At 72.5% G+C, this 13,836-nt stretch carries 11 protein-coding genes; 6 read left to right on the forward strand and 5 right to left on the reverse strand.

Annotated elements, in window-relative coordinates; translation table 11 throughout:
* Positions 1-160: 160 nt before the first annotated feature.
* A complete protein-coding gene (locus ACFYX3_RS14015) occupies positions 161-829 on the reverse strand; it encodes a tyrosine-protein phosphatase (protein ID WP_389012405.1) in 669 nt (222 codons plus the stop codon).
* 175 nt (positions 830-1,004) lie between these two features.
* Here ACFYX3_RS14015 and ACFYX3_RS14020 point away from each other — a divergent pair, with 175 nt between their 5' ends.
* Complete coding sequence (locus tag ACFYX3_RS14020) at positions 1,005-1,922, forward strand: recombinase family protein (RefSeq protein WP_389012408.1); 918 nt, start codon at positions 1,005-1,007, stop codon at positions 1,920-1,922.
* Positions 1,923-2,053: 131 nt separating this feature from the next.
* Entirely contained in the window at positions 2,054-3,067 is a 1,014-nt protein-coding gene (locus tag ACFYX3_RS14025; protein WP_389012411.1) for a LacI family DNA-binding transcriptional regulator, read from the forward strand.
* A 15-nt stretch (positions 3,068-3,082) separates the two neighbouring features.
* On the opposite strand, the gene ACFYX3_RS14030 is transcribed toward ACFYX3_RS14025, so the two are convergent.
* The 3 genes from ACFYX3_RS14030 to ACFYX3_RS14040 form a co-directional block, all read right to left on the reverse strand.
* A complete protein-coding gene (locus tag ACFYX3_RS14030; protein ID WP_389012414.1) occupies positions 3,083-4,678 on the reverse strand; it encodes an FAD-dependent oxidoreductase in 1,596 nt (531 codons plus the stop codon).
* 62 nt (positions 4,679-4,740) lie between these two features.
* Positions 4,741-5,700, reverse strand: coding sequence for a diiron oxygenase (locus ACFYX3_RS14035; RefSeq protein ID WP_389012417.1), 960 nt, complete (start codon positions 5,698-5,700; stop codon positions 4,741-4,743).
* Positions 5,697-7,181: a flavin-containing monooxygenase gene (locus tag ACFYX3_RS14040; protein WP_389012420.1), complete on the reverse strand. Its 1,485-nt coding sequence runs from the start codon at positions 7,179-7,181 to the stop codon at positions 5,697-5,699. Before ACFYX3_RS14040 ends, ACFYX3_RS14035 begins: the two co-directional genes overlap by 4 nt.
* A gap of 166 nt (positions 7,182-7,347) precedes the next feature.
* Here ACFYX3_RS14040 and ACFYX3_RS14045 point away from each other — a divergent pair, with 166 nt between their 5' ends.
* The 4 genes from ACFYX3_RS14045 to ACFYX3_RS14060 all read left to right on the forward strand — a co-directional run bounded on the left by ACFYX3_RS14045 (position 7,348) and on the right by ACFYX3_RS14060 (position 12,137).
* The gene (locus ACFYX3_RS14045) at positions 7,348-8,028 is read left to right on the forward strand and encodes a TetR/AcrR family transcriptional regulator (RefSeq protein ID WP_389012423.1); all 681 of its coding nucleotides are present in this window, start codon (positions 7,348-7,350) and stop codon (positions 8,026-8,028) included.
* 96 nt (positions 8,029-8,124) lie between these two features.
* Positions 8,125-10,311, forward strand: a complete 2,187-nt coding sequence (locus tag ACFYX3_RS14050) for an MMPL family transporter (protein ID WP_389012426.1) — start codon at positions 8,125-8,127, stop codon at positions 10,309-10,311.
* A 4-nt stretch (positions 10,312-10,315) separates the two neighbouring features.
* Positions 10,316-11,488 (forward strand): sensor histidine kinase, encoded by a 1,173-nt coding sequence (locus tag ACFYX3_RS14055; protein WP_389012430.1) that lies wholly within the window; start codon positions 10,316-10,318, stop codon positions 11,486-11,488.
* A gap of 1 nt (position 11,489) precedes the next feature.
* Entirely contained in the window at positions 11,490-12,137 is a 648-nt protein-coding gene (locus tag ACFYX3_RS14060) for a response regulator (RefSeq protein ID WP_389012433.1), read from the forward strand.
* A 41-nt stretch (positions 12,138-12,178) separates the two neighbouring features.
* Here ACFYX3_RS14060 and ACFYX3_RS14065 read toward each other — a convergent pair whose 3' ends face one another.
* The gene (locus tag ACFYX3_RS14065) at positions 12,179-13,795 is read right to left on the reverse strand and encodes a flavin monoamine oxidase family protein (protein WP_389012436.1); all 1,617 of its coding nucleotides are present in this window, start codon (positions 13,793-13,795) and stop codon (positions 12,179-12,181) included.
* Positions 13,796-13,836: the final 41 nt, after the last annotated feature.

A 13,836-nucleotide genomic window follows, 5' to 3' on the forward strand; every position in this document is an offset into this window, starting at 1 on the left:
GAGCGTGTGCAGCAACAACCTGATCCAGCGGGTTAACAGGCTAGCCCGATTGGCCGGGTAGTCGCGGACCACGGCAACTGCGGCTGCAGTACTAGGGCGTGCCTCTTTCACGGGGTGCGGAGGTCGTGGAGGGTGACAAGCCAGGACGTGGCGTTGCCCGTCAGCCCGTTGTGGAAAGGTCTTGCTCCGTAGCGCCCTGCGCCCGGAGGTAGGCGGGCACGGAACCGTGGTGACTGCGGACCCACAGAAGCGCGCGGTGGAGGTGTCCGGCCGCGACCGGCAGGGTGTTGTGTCCCCGTGACAGCGAGGGCTCAGCGGCGGGCAGGCCCAGCTCGGTGTTGGAACGCACGAAGTCTGCCACTACCTCCGCCTCGGACGCCCCGAACAGGGTCTGCACGAGGGCGATCACGACACCGGTCCGGTCCTTGCCCGAGGCGCAGTGGACCAGCACCGGCCCCTGGTCCTTGGCTGCCAGGCGCCGCAGCACCGTCAACACAGCGCGGCCCGCGTGCTCGGCCATCGACGGGTACAGCTCCATCTGCTCCTGCGGCCAGCGCTGCTCGGCGAACACTGGAACGTGCAGGTACCTGATCCCCGCACCGTGCATGACGTCCGGCCGGTCGGTGACCTCGGGCCGGCTGCGTAGATCCACGACTGCACGCACCCCCAGCCCTTCCAGCTTTCGTGCTCCTTCCGCCGGCATCGCGTGCAACGCGCCGGACCGGTACAGCACACCGCGCGGTAGCGCCCCGACTCCGCCGGCGTCCCGAAAGTTCCGCACCCCGTCGATATCGACCGGCGCCGCCGTTCCCACCCCATTGACCGTCATCGGCTCACTGTACGTGTCGTCAAACGATCATTTGACGACAGGCGACCGACGCATCCAATGAACCCGTGCAATCACAGGGTTCGCAGCGGCGCGAATCCAATCAGATCCGATGGCGATTGCTGACAGGGTTTGACGACAGATAGGGTCCGATCCTCCGTACGGAAGGGGCCCCACTGTGGCGAACCTGGTCTACAAGCGGGTCTCGACCGACCAGCAGTCGACCGCCCGGCAGGACCTCGTCCTGGAGGAGGCCGGGATCGAGGACCCGGTCGTCTTCGAGGAGGAGCCGGGTACCTCCAGCCGCCTTCACCCGCTTCAGCGGCCGAAGTTCGGCGAGCTGCTGACGTACGCGCGGCCGGGCGACACCGTGCACATCTCCGAGATGTTCCGCCTCGTGCGCGGCAACCAGCACATCCTCGACGTGCTCGACGTCCTGCACCGTGACCGTCTCGCGCTGCGCATCCACGACGGCGCGTTCTCCGCGATGGACCTCACCGCCCGCCACTCCCGCACCGGCGAGCTGCTGTCCACCGTGAAGTTCATGGTGCAGACCCTCGCCGCCGCCGGCGAACTCCAACGCGACCTCCAGCGCGAGCTGACCTACGACGGACTGCGCGCCGCCGAGGCCAAGGGAGCGAAGGGCGGGCGCCGCCCCGCCGTGGAGGCCACGAAGACTGCCGACGTGCGCACCGCGTACCTGGAAGGCCGCTCCATCGCCGCCCTCGCCCGCGACCACGGCGTCAGCCGCGGCGCCATCCGTACCGCCGTCGCCGACCTCCTGCCCGACCATACCGCCAGCGAGGAGGCCGCGCCCGCCCCGGAGCTGCCGGTCACCCTCGACATGCCCGGCAAGGTCGCCGACTACCTCCGCACCACCGAGCTGGAGCCCGCCGAGCGCGCCGCGCTCGACCAGGGGACGACCGTACGGCGCGGCCAGGGCTACACCCTGCGCGTCAGCGCCGTCCTCGCCGTGCACCGCCAGCTCCTCGCCCGCTGCCAGCCGCTCGACGGAGGCCAGGGCCTCCCTGCAGTCCCGGCCCAGCGCAAGGCCCGCCGCGAGTACGAGAACCGGGTCAGCGCCCTCACGCCCTGACCATGATCGTTCTCACCGATAACCGCTGTGCCGATGTTCCCCGAGGCCGTATTCACCCCTAACCAACAGCCGTCCTTACCAACATGGCCGCAGCATTCCTTCCAGTCACTTCTTCCAGGACGGGCGGCGCGATGGCACGGACGCGGGGCGTCACGATCAAGGACGTGGCGCGCAGGGCGGGGGTCTCCATCACCGCCGTCTCGCACGCCCTCAACGACAAGGGCACCCTCAGCGCGGCCACCCGCGCGCGCATCCGTGCCGTCGCCGACGAGATGGGGTACGAGGCCGACGCCCTGGCGCGCGGCCTTCGCCGCTCCACGATGGGGGCGGTCGGTCTGGTCCTGCGCTCGCTCGACGCCCTCGGCGACTACGCGCCGGCGGGCGTGGACGTCTTCGAGCGGTTCGTGGGCGCGTGCGCCTCGCAGGCCCTGGCCCGTGGCCTCAGCCTGATGCTGGTGCCGGACCTGACGCGGACGCCGGTCCCGCCGCTCGCCTTCTCCCTGGACGGCTACATCGTCACCAACCCGCACGTGGACGACCCCGTCGTCGCGCGACTGGAGGAGCGCGGCATCCCGTACGTGACCTACGGCCGCCCGCCCGGACGCCCGGACTTCACGCACTGGGCCTCGGAGGACGACCGGGCCTCCGCCCGCCTGGTCCTGAGCCACCTGGAGGGCGCGGGAGCCCGTTCGGTCGCCCTGGTGCGGGGCACCGACCCGAACTCCTGGAACCTCGAACACCAGGAGACGTACCTCGGCTGGTGCGCGGAGCGCGGCCGTACGCCACGGCTGTACGAGCTCCCCGAGCGCGCGGGCGTCGAGGGCGGTGCGGCCCTCGCCGGCCGGCTCGTCGAGGACGGGCTGCCGGACGCCGTGTTCTGCCTCACCGGGCGGCACGCGGCGGGGGTGCAGCGGGGTCTCCTGGCGCGCGGCGTGCGCGTGCCCGAAGAGACCATGGTGGTCACCGGCTCCGACTCCGAGCACGCCCGCAACAGCCGTCCCGCCATCTCCGCGCTCGAACTGAACCCGGTCGACAGCTCGGCGGCCCTCCTCGACGTCCTCCGGTCCCTCATCGCCGGCCACCCCGCCGACGCCCCCCGCCTCACGCGGGCCCGCTTCCGCCCGAGGGCGTCGACCCGACGGTAGGACGGGAGTCAGGAGTCAGGACGACGAGCGCCGGCCGACGCTCCGAGGCCGACGCCTCGCCGCGGCCGCGAGCAGCTCCTCCCTGTCGACGATCTTCACGCGGGGACGTCCCCGGCCCTGCCCCGCCGCGCGTTCGGCGTCGTCGATCGCCCGCCAGCCGTCGAGGCCGACGGCCTCCGGGTGCCCGGACACCGGACCACCGGAGGCGGGGGCGGCGAGCAGCCCGGCTTCGAGGTCGTCGAGGAGCGCGGAAACGGTCTCCTGGGCACAGGACTTGTTGGTGCCGATGAAGCCGCCGGGTCCGCGCTTGATCCAGCCGGCGACGTACGCGCCGGGCCGGACCCTGCCCCTCTCGTGCGGCACGGTTCCGGTGGCCTCGTCGAACGGGAGGCCGGGGACGGGCCGGGCGCGGTAGCCGATCGCGCGCAGGACGAGCGACGCCTCGATGGTCTCGATGCTCTCGACCTCGTCTGTGCTCTCGACGGTCAGGCCGGTCACCCGGTCCTCGCCGAGGATCCGCACCGGGCGGGTCCGGAAGCGCAGGACGATGCGGCGGCGCCCCGGTACGGGGGTCCGGGCGGCCAGCTCGGCGAGGACCCGGGTCTTGGGCGTGGCGTCGGCGGGTACGCCGGCCGGCCATCCCTCGACGAGGATGTCGACGCCGTCGAGGGCGGCGAGGGCGATCAGTTCGGGCAGGGTGAAGGCCGCCTCGGCCGGTCCGCGGCGCCCTAGCACGACGACCTCGCGGACGCGGCTGGTGCGCAGCGCGGCGAGTGCCCGGTCGGAGATGTCGGTACGGGAGAGGGTGTCGGGGTCGGTGGTCAGGATGCGGGCCACGTCCAGGGCCACGTTGCCGTTGCCGATGACGACGGCCCGTTCGCCGTCGAGGGCGTAGGGCGTGGCGCTGTGGTCGGGGTGGCCGTTGTACCAGGCGACGAAGTCGGTGGCGGAGGCGCTGCCGGGCAGGTCCTCTCCCCCGATGCCGAGCCGCCGGTCGCCGGCCGCACCCACGGCGTAGATCACGGCGTGGTGGTCGCGGAGCAGGTCCTCGTGGTGCAGGTCGCGGCCGATCTCCGTGTTGAGCCGGTACGAGAAGCCGGGCTGGCTCTCGACGGCGCGGAACAGCCGGGCGACCTGCTTGGTGTCCTGGTGGTCGGGCGCGACTCCCGCGCGGGCGAGCCCGTACGGGGTGGGCAGGCGGTCGTGGACGGTGACGGTCACGCCGGGGTACCGCAGCAGCTCGTCGGCGGCGAAGAGACCGGCGGGACCGGCACCGACGACGGCGACCCGCAACTCGCTTGCGGAGGTGCGTCGTTGCGGGGGCACGATCGCCATCGGCGCCCGGTCATCGTGCGGATGGGCGTCGTAGTAGGCGCGGTTGAGTTCGAGGAACGGCAGCTCCGCCCCGGTGAGCTTGGTGTGCGGCTTGAGCGCGTCCACGGGGCAGGCCGTCGTGCAGGCGCCGCAGTCCACGCAGGTGCGGGGGTCGACGTACAGCATCTCGGTCTGTCCGAAGCCCGGTTCGCCGGGGGCGGGGTGGATGCAGTTGACCGGGCAGGCGAGCACGCAGGAGGCGTCGGCGCAGCACGACCGGGTGACGACGTACGGCATGGGGAGGGGTTCTCCGTTCAGGGGACCGCCGGGACGCCCGGCTCCGGTTCCGGTCGGCTTCGTCAGGCGGCGTGCGGGGCGGGTTCGCCGCGGTGGCGGGACGGCCGGCCGTCGATGCGGAGCGCCTTCCACACGCGCCGTGAGGTCCGGTTCATCAGGCCGATGTCCTCGGCGAGCATCCGTACGTCGGAGAAGAGGTCGCGGAGCATCTTCTCGCCGTCGGGCGACTTCCAGAAGATGTCCTTGATGACCCGGTGGGGCACGCCGATCGTCTCGGCGGTCTTCTTGTCGGGGACCATGATGACGTCGCCGAGCACCCGCATGATCACGGGGAAGGCCACCGAGAGCGCGCCCCTGCGCGCCTTGCCGTAGCCGGGGACCTTGACGCGCAGGAACTCGTGGGCGAAGGAGATGTGCCGGGCCTCCTCGGCGACGTGGATCTGCATGAGCCGGCGCATCAGCGGGTGGATGTCGTCGCCGGCGCGCAGGATCGCCTTCTGGAGGTGGTCGATGGGCTCCTCGCCGGCGAGGACGCCGGTGAAGAAGGACTCGGGGATGAGCGAGCCGGCCAGTGGCAGGAAGCGGCTGAGCACCCGGAAGGAGCGTCGTCCGCCGGGCACGTCGGCGCCCGCCCGGTTCACGAACTCCTGGAACATCTGGGTGTGGTGGCACTCCTCCGTGACCTCGTGGGTGAGGTAGCGGAACTCCGGGTTCTGGTTGCGGAGGGCGAAGAGGTAGTCCATCACCCCGCGGATGAGGACGTTCTCGAACTGCATGCCCACCTTGACGATGTTGGCGTACCGCCAGAGCCCGATGCGCGTCCGGACCTCCAACGGCTGTGCCTGGTACCAGGGATGGCCGCCCAGGGGGTCGGCCGCGGGGAGCACCCAGCGGGGGTCGGCGGGGTCGATGGCGAAGTCGGGGTGGTCCCAGTCGATGTCGGTGAACGCGTCGAAGCGGATGTGCACCGAGGCCTCGGACAGGGTCCGGAGCCTCTCGTGGTAGCTCTGCACGCTGGTCATCTTCGTCCTCCTTCGGTGGGCACGCGGTCGAAGCGGAGTGCGGGGTCCTCGATCGGGGAGCGCCGCAGTGCGCGGCGGTCGCGGTAGTAGTCGTTCCAGATCCGCCACGGGTCGCGGGTGCCCTGGCGGGGCATGATCGCGTCGCCGCGTGCGATGTAGCCGGAGGTCAGCGACTCGCCCATGACGGAGACGGGGGAGCGGTCGGCCCGGGTGGCGACGGGGGTGACGGCGGTGAGGCCGTGCCGGTCCATGTGGGCGAGGAGCCGGCTGACGTAGGCGGCGGCGAGGTCGGCCTTGAGCGTCCAGGAGGCGTTGGTGTAGCCGATGATCATCGCCAGGTTGGGGACGCCGTCCAGCATCACGCCCTTGTAGAGGAGGTGGTCGCGGGTGACGACGGGCTTCCCGTCGACCGCGAGTTCCATGCCGCCGGCGAGCTGCATGCGCAGGCCGGTGGCGGTGACGACGATGTCGGCGGGGATCTCCTCGCCGGACCTGACCTTGACGCCGGTCTCGGTGAAGGTCTCGATGTGGTCGGTGACCACGGACGCCCGACCGCTCCTGAGTGTGGTGAAGAGGTCGCCGCCGGGCACGACGCACAGCCGCTGGTCCCAGGGCTTGTACGCGGGGGTGAAGTGGCGCATGTCGACGCCCTTGCCGAGCCGGGCCCGTACGGCGCCGAGGAGCACCTTGCGCATGAGGCGGGGGGCCTTGCGGCACAGGGCGTACAGGGCGCGCTGCATCGCGATGTTCCGGGTGCGCCCGACGCGGTGGACGAGCCCGGCCGGGACGCGCAGTCTGCGCAGCAGGACGGAGAGGGGGTCGTCCGCGGGGAGCGCCAGGATGTACGTGGGCGAGCGCTGGACCATGGTGACGTGGGCGGCCGCGGGGGCCATGGCGGGGACGAGGGTGATGGCGGTGGCGCCGCTGCCGATGACGACGACGCGCTTGCCGGTGTGGTCGAGGCCCTCGGGCCAGTGCTGCGGGTGGACGAGGGTGCCGCGGAAGCGCTCCTCGCCGGGGAACTCCGGGCGGTGGCCCGCGTCGTAGTCGTAGTAGCCGGTGGCGCCGACGAGGAAGCGGGCGGTGAGGAGGCGGGTCTCGCCGGTGGCCTCGTCGAGGGTCTCGACGGTCCAGCGGCCGTCGGTGCTCGACCAGTCGGCGCGGACGGCCCTGCGGCCGAAGCGGATGTGGTCGGCGACGCCGTGCTCCTCGGCGGTGGCCCGGATGTAGCGGCGGATGTCCGTGCCGCCGGCGAGGACCTTGGTGCCGTGCCAGGCGCGGAAGCCGTAGCCGAAGGTGTACATGTCGGAGTCCGAGCGGATGCCGGGGTAGCGGAACAGGTCCCAGGTGCCGCCGATCGCGGTGCGCCGCTCGATGATCGCGTACGTGGTTCCGGGGTTCCCGGCGAGCAGGTGGCAGGCGGCACTGATGCCGGACAGCCCCGCGCCGATGATCAGCACGTCGACGTGCTGGTTCTCCATGTCCATCCCCTCCGCGACCGGTGGTGCCGGTGCATTCTCCCCCGGACTCTTCTCCCCCGGGCACCGGAATTTACCTGTGTCACCGCGTCCAGGATACTGGCGGTAACGTGACCTGCGCCACCCCGGGCACGCCGTCCTTTCTTGATCGCCGGGTACGATCCACGCTGTGGCCGAGGACAGAGAGACACGCAGCGGCGGGCGCCCCGACGGCCGCGACACCCGTTGGACCGGCCACCGCGCCGAGCGTCGCGACCAGGTCCTCACCGCGGCCCTCACCGTCATCGGGCGCGAGGGAACGGCGGTCAGCGTGGCCGCGATCGGCGCCGAGGCCGGGATGCCCCGCTCCGTCGTCTACCGGATCTTCCGCAGCCGCGAGGACCTCGACGAACAGATCCGCGCACGCATCACCGACGACCTGATGGCCGCGCTCTCCCCCGCGCTCGCTCCCCGGGGCACGATCCGGGAGGCGATCGAGCACGCCGCCGGCACCTATGTGGGCTGGGTGGCGCTGCACCCCGAGCTCCACCGGTTCCTCGGCAGCGGCTCACCCGCCGTCACGGGAACCCGCACCGCCGTCGCCCTCCACCTCGCACGGCTCCTGGACGCCTACGCCGAGCGGTTCCTCGACGGCGGGCCGGCGCCCACCGGCTTCAACCTCAACCTGGCCTTCGGCATGGTCGGCCTGGTGGACGGCGTGGTGAACCAGTGGGCCGCCCACCCCGAGTCGAGGAGCTCTCTCGACGACCTGACGCACTTCCTCAGCGACGCCCTCTGGGGCGTCCTCGCGAGTGCCACCCTGCGCCTCGGCCTCAAACTCGACCCCGACCAGCCGAGCGACCTGAACTGACCCGCGTCTTCGGCCCCGTGTCCACCGACCGGTGGACACCAGGTTCAACCGGCCGATCCTGTCGGCGGGACGGCTCCGCCGACGAGCCTGGGACGCATGACGAACCCGACCGTACGCATGGCCCGTCACAGCGCCCTGCATCCCTGGCGCGCGCTGATCGGCTGGCTCCTCTTCGTGGCGCTCTCCCTGGGCGCGGGCATCGCCCTCGGCGTCCACCCCGCGACGACGGAGGACTTCCGCATCGGCGAGGCCGGCCGGGCCGAGGCGCTCGCCGCCGAGGGCGGTCTGCAGCAGAAGCCCCTGGAACGCGTCCTCGTCCAGGCCGCGCCCGGCACGGGCGTCCTCGACCGGGCCGAGGCCGAGACCGCCGCAGGCGAGATCGCCGCCCGGATGCGGCAACTGCCCGAAGTGCTGTCCGTGACCGGCCCCGTCGCCGACGCCCGGCACACCGCCCTGCGCGTCGACGTCACCATGAAGGACGCCGAGTTCGACGGGAAGAAGCACGTCGACGCACTGCTCGCGCAGACCGCCGAGGTCCGGGCCGCGCACCCGCGGCTGCTCGTCGAGGAGGTCGGAGGCCCCTCCATCGGCAAGGGCGTCGACAAGCTCCGCGGCGACGACCTCTCCCGTACGGAGGTCATCGCCCTGCCCGTCACCCTGATCACGCTGCTGATCGTCTTCGGATCCGTGGTGATGGCGGTCGTACCGCTGCTGCTCGCACTCTCCTCGATCGTGGCCGCCGTCGGCCTGTCGACGATCGCCTCGCACGTCTTCCCCGACGCCGGTGTCGGCACCAACGTCATCCTGCTCATCGGGCTCGCCGTCGGCGTCGACTACACCCTCTTCCACCTGAAGCGGGAGCGCGAGGAACGGGCCCGGGCCGCCGGTCGCCTCACCCCGCAGGCCGTCGTGGAGCTCGCCGCCGCGACCTCGGGCAGGGCCGTGGTGGTCTCCGGGCTCGCCGTGGCCGTGTCCAGCGCCACCCTCTACCTCGCGGACGACGTCATCTTCTCCTCCATCGCCACCGGAGCGGTCGTCGTCACCCTGGTCGCCGTCCTGAGCTCGCTGACCGTGCTGCCCGCGCTCCTCGCCCTCCTCGGCGCCCGCTCCGAACGCCGCAGGACCCGCAAGAAGCCGGTGCGGAAGGGTACTTCCCGTACCGGCGGACGGATCACCGCCGCGGTCCTCCGTCCCGTCGCCCAGCGCCCCGCGGCGACGCTCGCCGCCTCCACCCTCGCGCTCGTCGCGCTCGCCCTGCCGGTCCTGGACGTCAACATCACCGAGATGAGCCGCGAGACGCACTCCCGCGCCATCCCCGCCATGCGGACCTACGACCGGCTCATGGCCGCCTATCCCGAGCTGAAGGCCATGCACCAGGTGGTCGTACGAGCGGAAGCGGAGCGGGCCGAGGAGGTCGCCGGCGCCCTGCGGACCCTCGCGGACCGCGCGAACGCCGAGGACCCCGCCATCGGCGGCACCCCCGTCCTTCGGACCTCGGCCGACCGGCGCACCACCCTCCTGGAGCTGGCCGTCCCCCACTCCGTGAACAGCCGAGAGGCCCGGGTCTCCCTCGACCGGCTCCGCACCGACCTCGTGCCCGGAACCGTCGGCGCGCTCACCGGCACCGAGGTCGCCGTCACCGGCGAGGTCGCCCGCTACGCCGACTATCCCGCCCACCAGAAGCGGAAGCTGCCGCTGATCATCGGGGCGCTGCTCCTCGTCACCTTCGTGATGACGGTCTGGGCGTTCCGGTCGGTGGTCCTCGGTCTCGTCGGCATCCTCCTCAACCTCCTCTCCGCGTTCGCCTCGCTCGGCCTCCTCGTCGTGGTCTTCCAGCATCAATGGGCCGAGGGGATCCTCGGCTTCACCTCCACCGGCTCGATCGGATCCCGCGTCCCCCTGTTCCTGTTCGTGATCCTCTTCGGGCTCTCCATGGACTACCAGGTGTTCGTGATCAGCCGGATCCGCGAGGCCCGCCTCGACGGCGTCCCCACCCGGCAGGCGGTCCTCCAGGGCCTGTCCTCGTCCGCCGGGGTCGTCACCAGCGCGGCCGTGGTGATGGTGACGGTCTTCGCCGGCTTCGCCGCCCTGCACCTCATCGAGATGAAGCAGATCGGCTTCAGCCTGGCGGTCGCGGTCCTCCTCGACGCCTTCGTGATCCGCGTCCTGGTCCTGCCCTCCCTGATGCTGCTGCTCGGCGAGGCGAACTGGTGGCCGGCACGACCCGCACCCGCATCCCGCGAGCCCGAACGGGCCGGGACCCGAACGGTGTCCGTAGGCTGATCCCATGACCGACGGAACGCCTGACGGGGCGGCAGACCCGGCGACGGAACGGCCGGCGCTCACCGCGCTGCGCCGCTGGTACACGGCCGCCTGGCTGCTCCTCGGCCTCGTCCCCTCGGTCATCGGCGCCGGCAACGACTCGGGGCCCGTGAAGTGGGCCTCCCTGGCCCTGGTCGCGGCGGCCCTCGCGTACACGGCCGTCCACCGCGGCCGCCACCACTCGACGGTCTACCTGGGTGCCCTGGCCGCCGGGCTCGGCGTGATGGCGGCCCTCCCCGGCGGCGGCGCGGCCCTGCTGATCGCCGCGCTCCCCCAGTTCTGGTTCCAGACCCGGGGTCCCCGTGCCGCCGTCCTGCTCAGTGGCTGCGCCACGGCGGCGACGGCGGCGGGGAGCCTCTGGAGCGATTCGCCGGGGAACGCAGCCGCCGCCCTGACCGGTTACGCCGTGTCCGTACCGGCCGGGCTGCTTCTCCACCGGCTCGTCGCGGACGGCGAGGCCCGCGCCACCGCGCTCGCCACCGAACTCTCCCTCACCCAGGACCAGTTGGCTGAGGCCCATCGCGCCCAGGGCGCGGCCGACGAGCGGGAGCGGATGGCCCGCGAGATCCACGACACCCTCGCCCAGGGCTTCGCCTCCATCATCGTCCTCGCCGAGGCCGCCCGGGCCGGCCTCGACCCGGGCGCCGAACACACGGCACGGCAGCTGCGCTCCATCGAGCGGACCGCCCGCGAGAACTTCACCGAGGCCCGGGTCCTGGTGGGCTCGGCCCCGCACAGCGGGCTCGACCCCGGCTCGGTGGTGCCGACCCTGCGCCGCACCCTGGAGCGGTTCGCCCAGGACACCGGGATCACGGTCGACGCGGAGCTCGCCGAGGACGTCGACTGCGACCAGCAGACCCGGATCGCGCTCCTTCGCTGCACCCAGGAGTCGCTGGCCAACGTGCGCAAGCACGCCGACGCGAGCACCGTCGGCGTGGTCCTCACCCAGGGGCCGTACGCCATCGAGCTGGAGATCACCGACGACGGACGCGGCTTCGTCGTCGAGGAGTCCCGGGGCTTCGGTCTGGACGGCATGCGCAAGCGGCTCGCCGAACTCGACGGGAAACTCACGGTGACCAGCTCGGTCGGGGACGGCACCCGCGTCCTCGCGACCTTCCACACGAACGGACGGCCCTGACATGCCCGCAGCGCACGAGCCCATCCGGGTCGTGGTCGTCGACGACCACACCGTGATGCGCGCCGGAGTGGTGGCCCTCCTGGCGCCGGTCCCGGACATCGCCGTCGTCGGGGAGGCGGCCGACGGACGGGCCGCCGTCGGGGTCGTCGAGCGGCTCGCGCCCGACGTCGCGCTCGTCGACCTGCGCATGCCGGTCATGGACGGGGTCGAGGCCACCGCCGCAATCACCGCGGGGCCCGCGCCGACGCGGGTGCTCATCCTCACCACGTACGACACCGACGTGGAGATCGAGCGGGCGGTCGAGGCGGGAGCGATCGGCTATCTGCTGAAGGACACGACCGCCGAGCAGCTCGCGGAGGCCGTCCGCTCCGCCGCCCGCGGCGAGACCGTCCTCGCTCCCCGCGTCGCCCAACGCCTGGTCGCGCTCATGCGCCGCCCCGCCCCCGTCGTGCTGACCGCGCGGGAGCAGGACGTGCTGGGCGCGGTCGCCGACGGCCTCTCCAACGCCGAGATCGGCCGGCGTCTCGTCATCGCGGAGGCGACGGTGAAGACCCATCTCCTGCGGGTCTTCGCGAAGCTGGACGTCAGCGACCGCACCCGCGCGGTGGTCGTGGCCCTGGAGCGGGGCCTGCTCCCCGGCCGGGGCTGAGGAAGGGCCCGCCGGATCTCCTCCGGCGGGCCCGCCGCGGACTACAGCGCGATGCCGAGGTCGGTGAGGACCTCGCCGGCGGCCCGCTGCCCCGATTCGGCGCCGCCCTCCATGTAGCCCTGGGCCATCGAGGAGGTGTGCTCGCCCGCGAAGTGGGTGTTGCCCTGGCGGACGCCCTCGTAGCCGCCGTACTGGTGGGCGTAACCGGTGGGCATGCCGGCGTACGAGCCGTACGCGTTCGGGTTGAGCGGCCATGCGGCGAGCGTGGCCTTGCCGGTCCAGTGGGCGGTGATGCCCGGGAAGACCGGTTCGAGCTGGGCGAGCGCGGTCTGCGCGTACCGGGCGATCTGCGGGTCGGCCGCCGTGCGGAACGGCGTGGACGGGGTGAAGTCCGCGGCGTGGCCGCCGCCCGCGTACACGGTGAGGATGCCCTTGCCGCCGGGCTGGGCTCTGCTGGAGTCCCAGGAGGTCTGGTAGCCGGTGTCGCTCATCGTGCTGCCGCCGGCGATCCCCCAGGGCCCTGAGGAGTTCCAGTGGCGGTTGTCGAACTGCAGCGAGAGCTTGCAGTTCTGACCCATCGTCATCGCGGCGATGCCGGCGCGCTTGCGACTGTCGAAGTCGGAGGCGGACAGGTCGAGCCGCTGGAGCACACCGGCGGGCAGGGCCAGGATCGTGTGGTCGGCGAGCACCGTGCGCGTACAGCCGGAGGCGGTGAAGGTGAGCAGCTGGCGGCCTCCGGCGGCGGCCGCCACGGACTGGAGGCGCCAGCCGTGGCGTACCGTCCCCGGGGGCAGGGCCGCGGCGATGGCCTGCGGGAGGCGCTGGTTGCCGCCGCGGATGTGGTAGCGGGTGTCACTCTCCCCGTACAGCGCGAAGCTGTTGGGGGTCGCCTGGTAGGCCAGCATGCCGATGATGCCGAGCGCCGAGGAGGTACGGGTGTCCATGCCGAACTCGGTGGTGTACGCGACGTCGAGGAGCTGCCCGAACGGCGAGGCGTGCCCGCCCGGGACGCGGGTGGCGATCCAGTCGTGGATGGACGTGTTCGACAGGGCGATCGCGCCGGGGCTGTTGGCGGCGTCCCAGGCGACGGGCCAGTCGAAGGTGGCGAGGTCCTGGTTGAGGACCGGCTTCAGCTTCTTGAAGTCGGCGCTCGCGTCGGCGTAGCTGTAGTAGGCGCCGTCGAAGCGGTAGACCTCGGTGGAACCGGCGGGCTCGGCGGCGCGCAGGTCGTCGAGGGGCAGACCGAAGCGGGCGGCGAGGTTCTGCATGAGGGTGTGGCCGGTGTCGATCAGCTCGCCGCCCCACTCGGTGACCTGGCCGTCGGCCCAGTAGGCGCCGGCCGGGTTGGAGTACATGCGGCCGCCGACCCGGGTGTCGGCCTCGTAGACGGCGGAGGCGATGCCGTGGTCGGCGAGGCGCAGGGCCGCGTTGAGTCCGGCGATGCCGGCGCCGACGATCGCGATGACGGGCTGCGGGGCGGTGTCGGCGCGGGCGGGCCGGGCCGCGCCGGCGGAGGTGGCGGCGGCCAGGCCCACGCCGGCCGCGATGCCGCCGAGGACGGTACGGCGGGAGAGTCCTCCGGCCGTCGCGCCGGCGGTCCCGGTGGAGTGTTCGGCGACGATCCGGCGCAGCATGCGGGCCGGGGCGGTGCGTGCCATGTACGGCTCCTTCGATGGGGGGCCGGTTCCCTGGGTGGGGG

The sequence above is a fragment of the Streptomyces sp. NPDC002463 genome (assembly GCF_042889835.1).
Classification (GTDB): Bacteria; Actinomycetota; Actinomycetes; order Streptomycetales; family Streptomycetaceae; genus Streptomyces; species Streptomyces nymphaeiformis.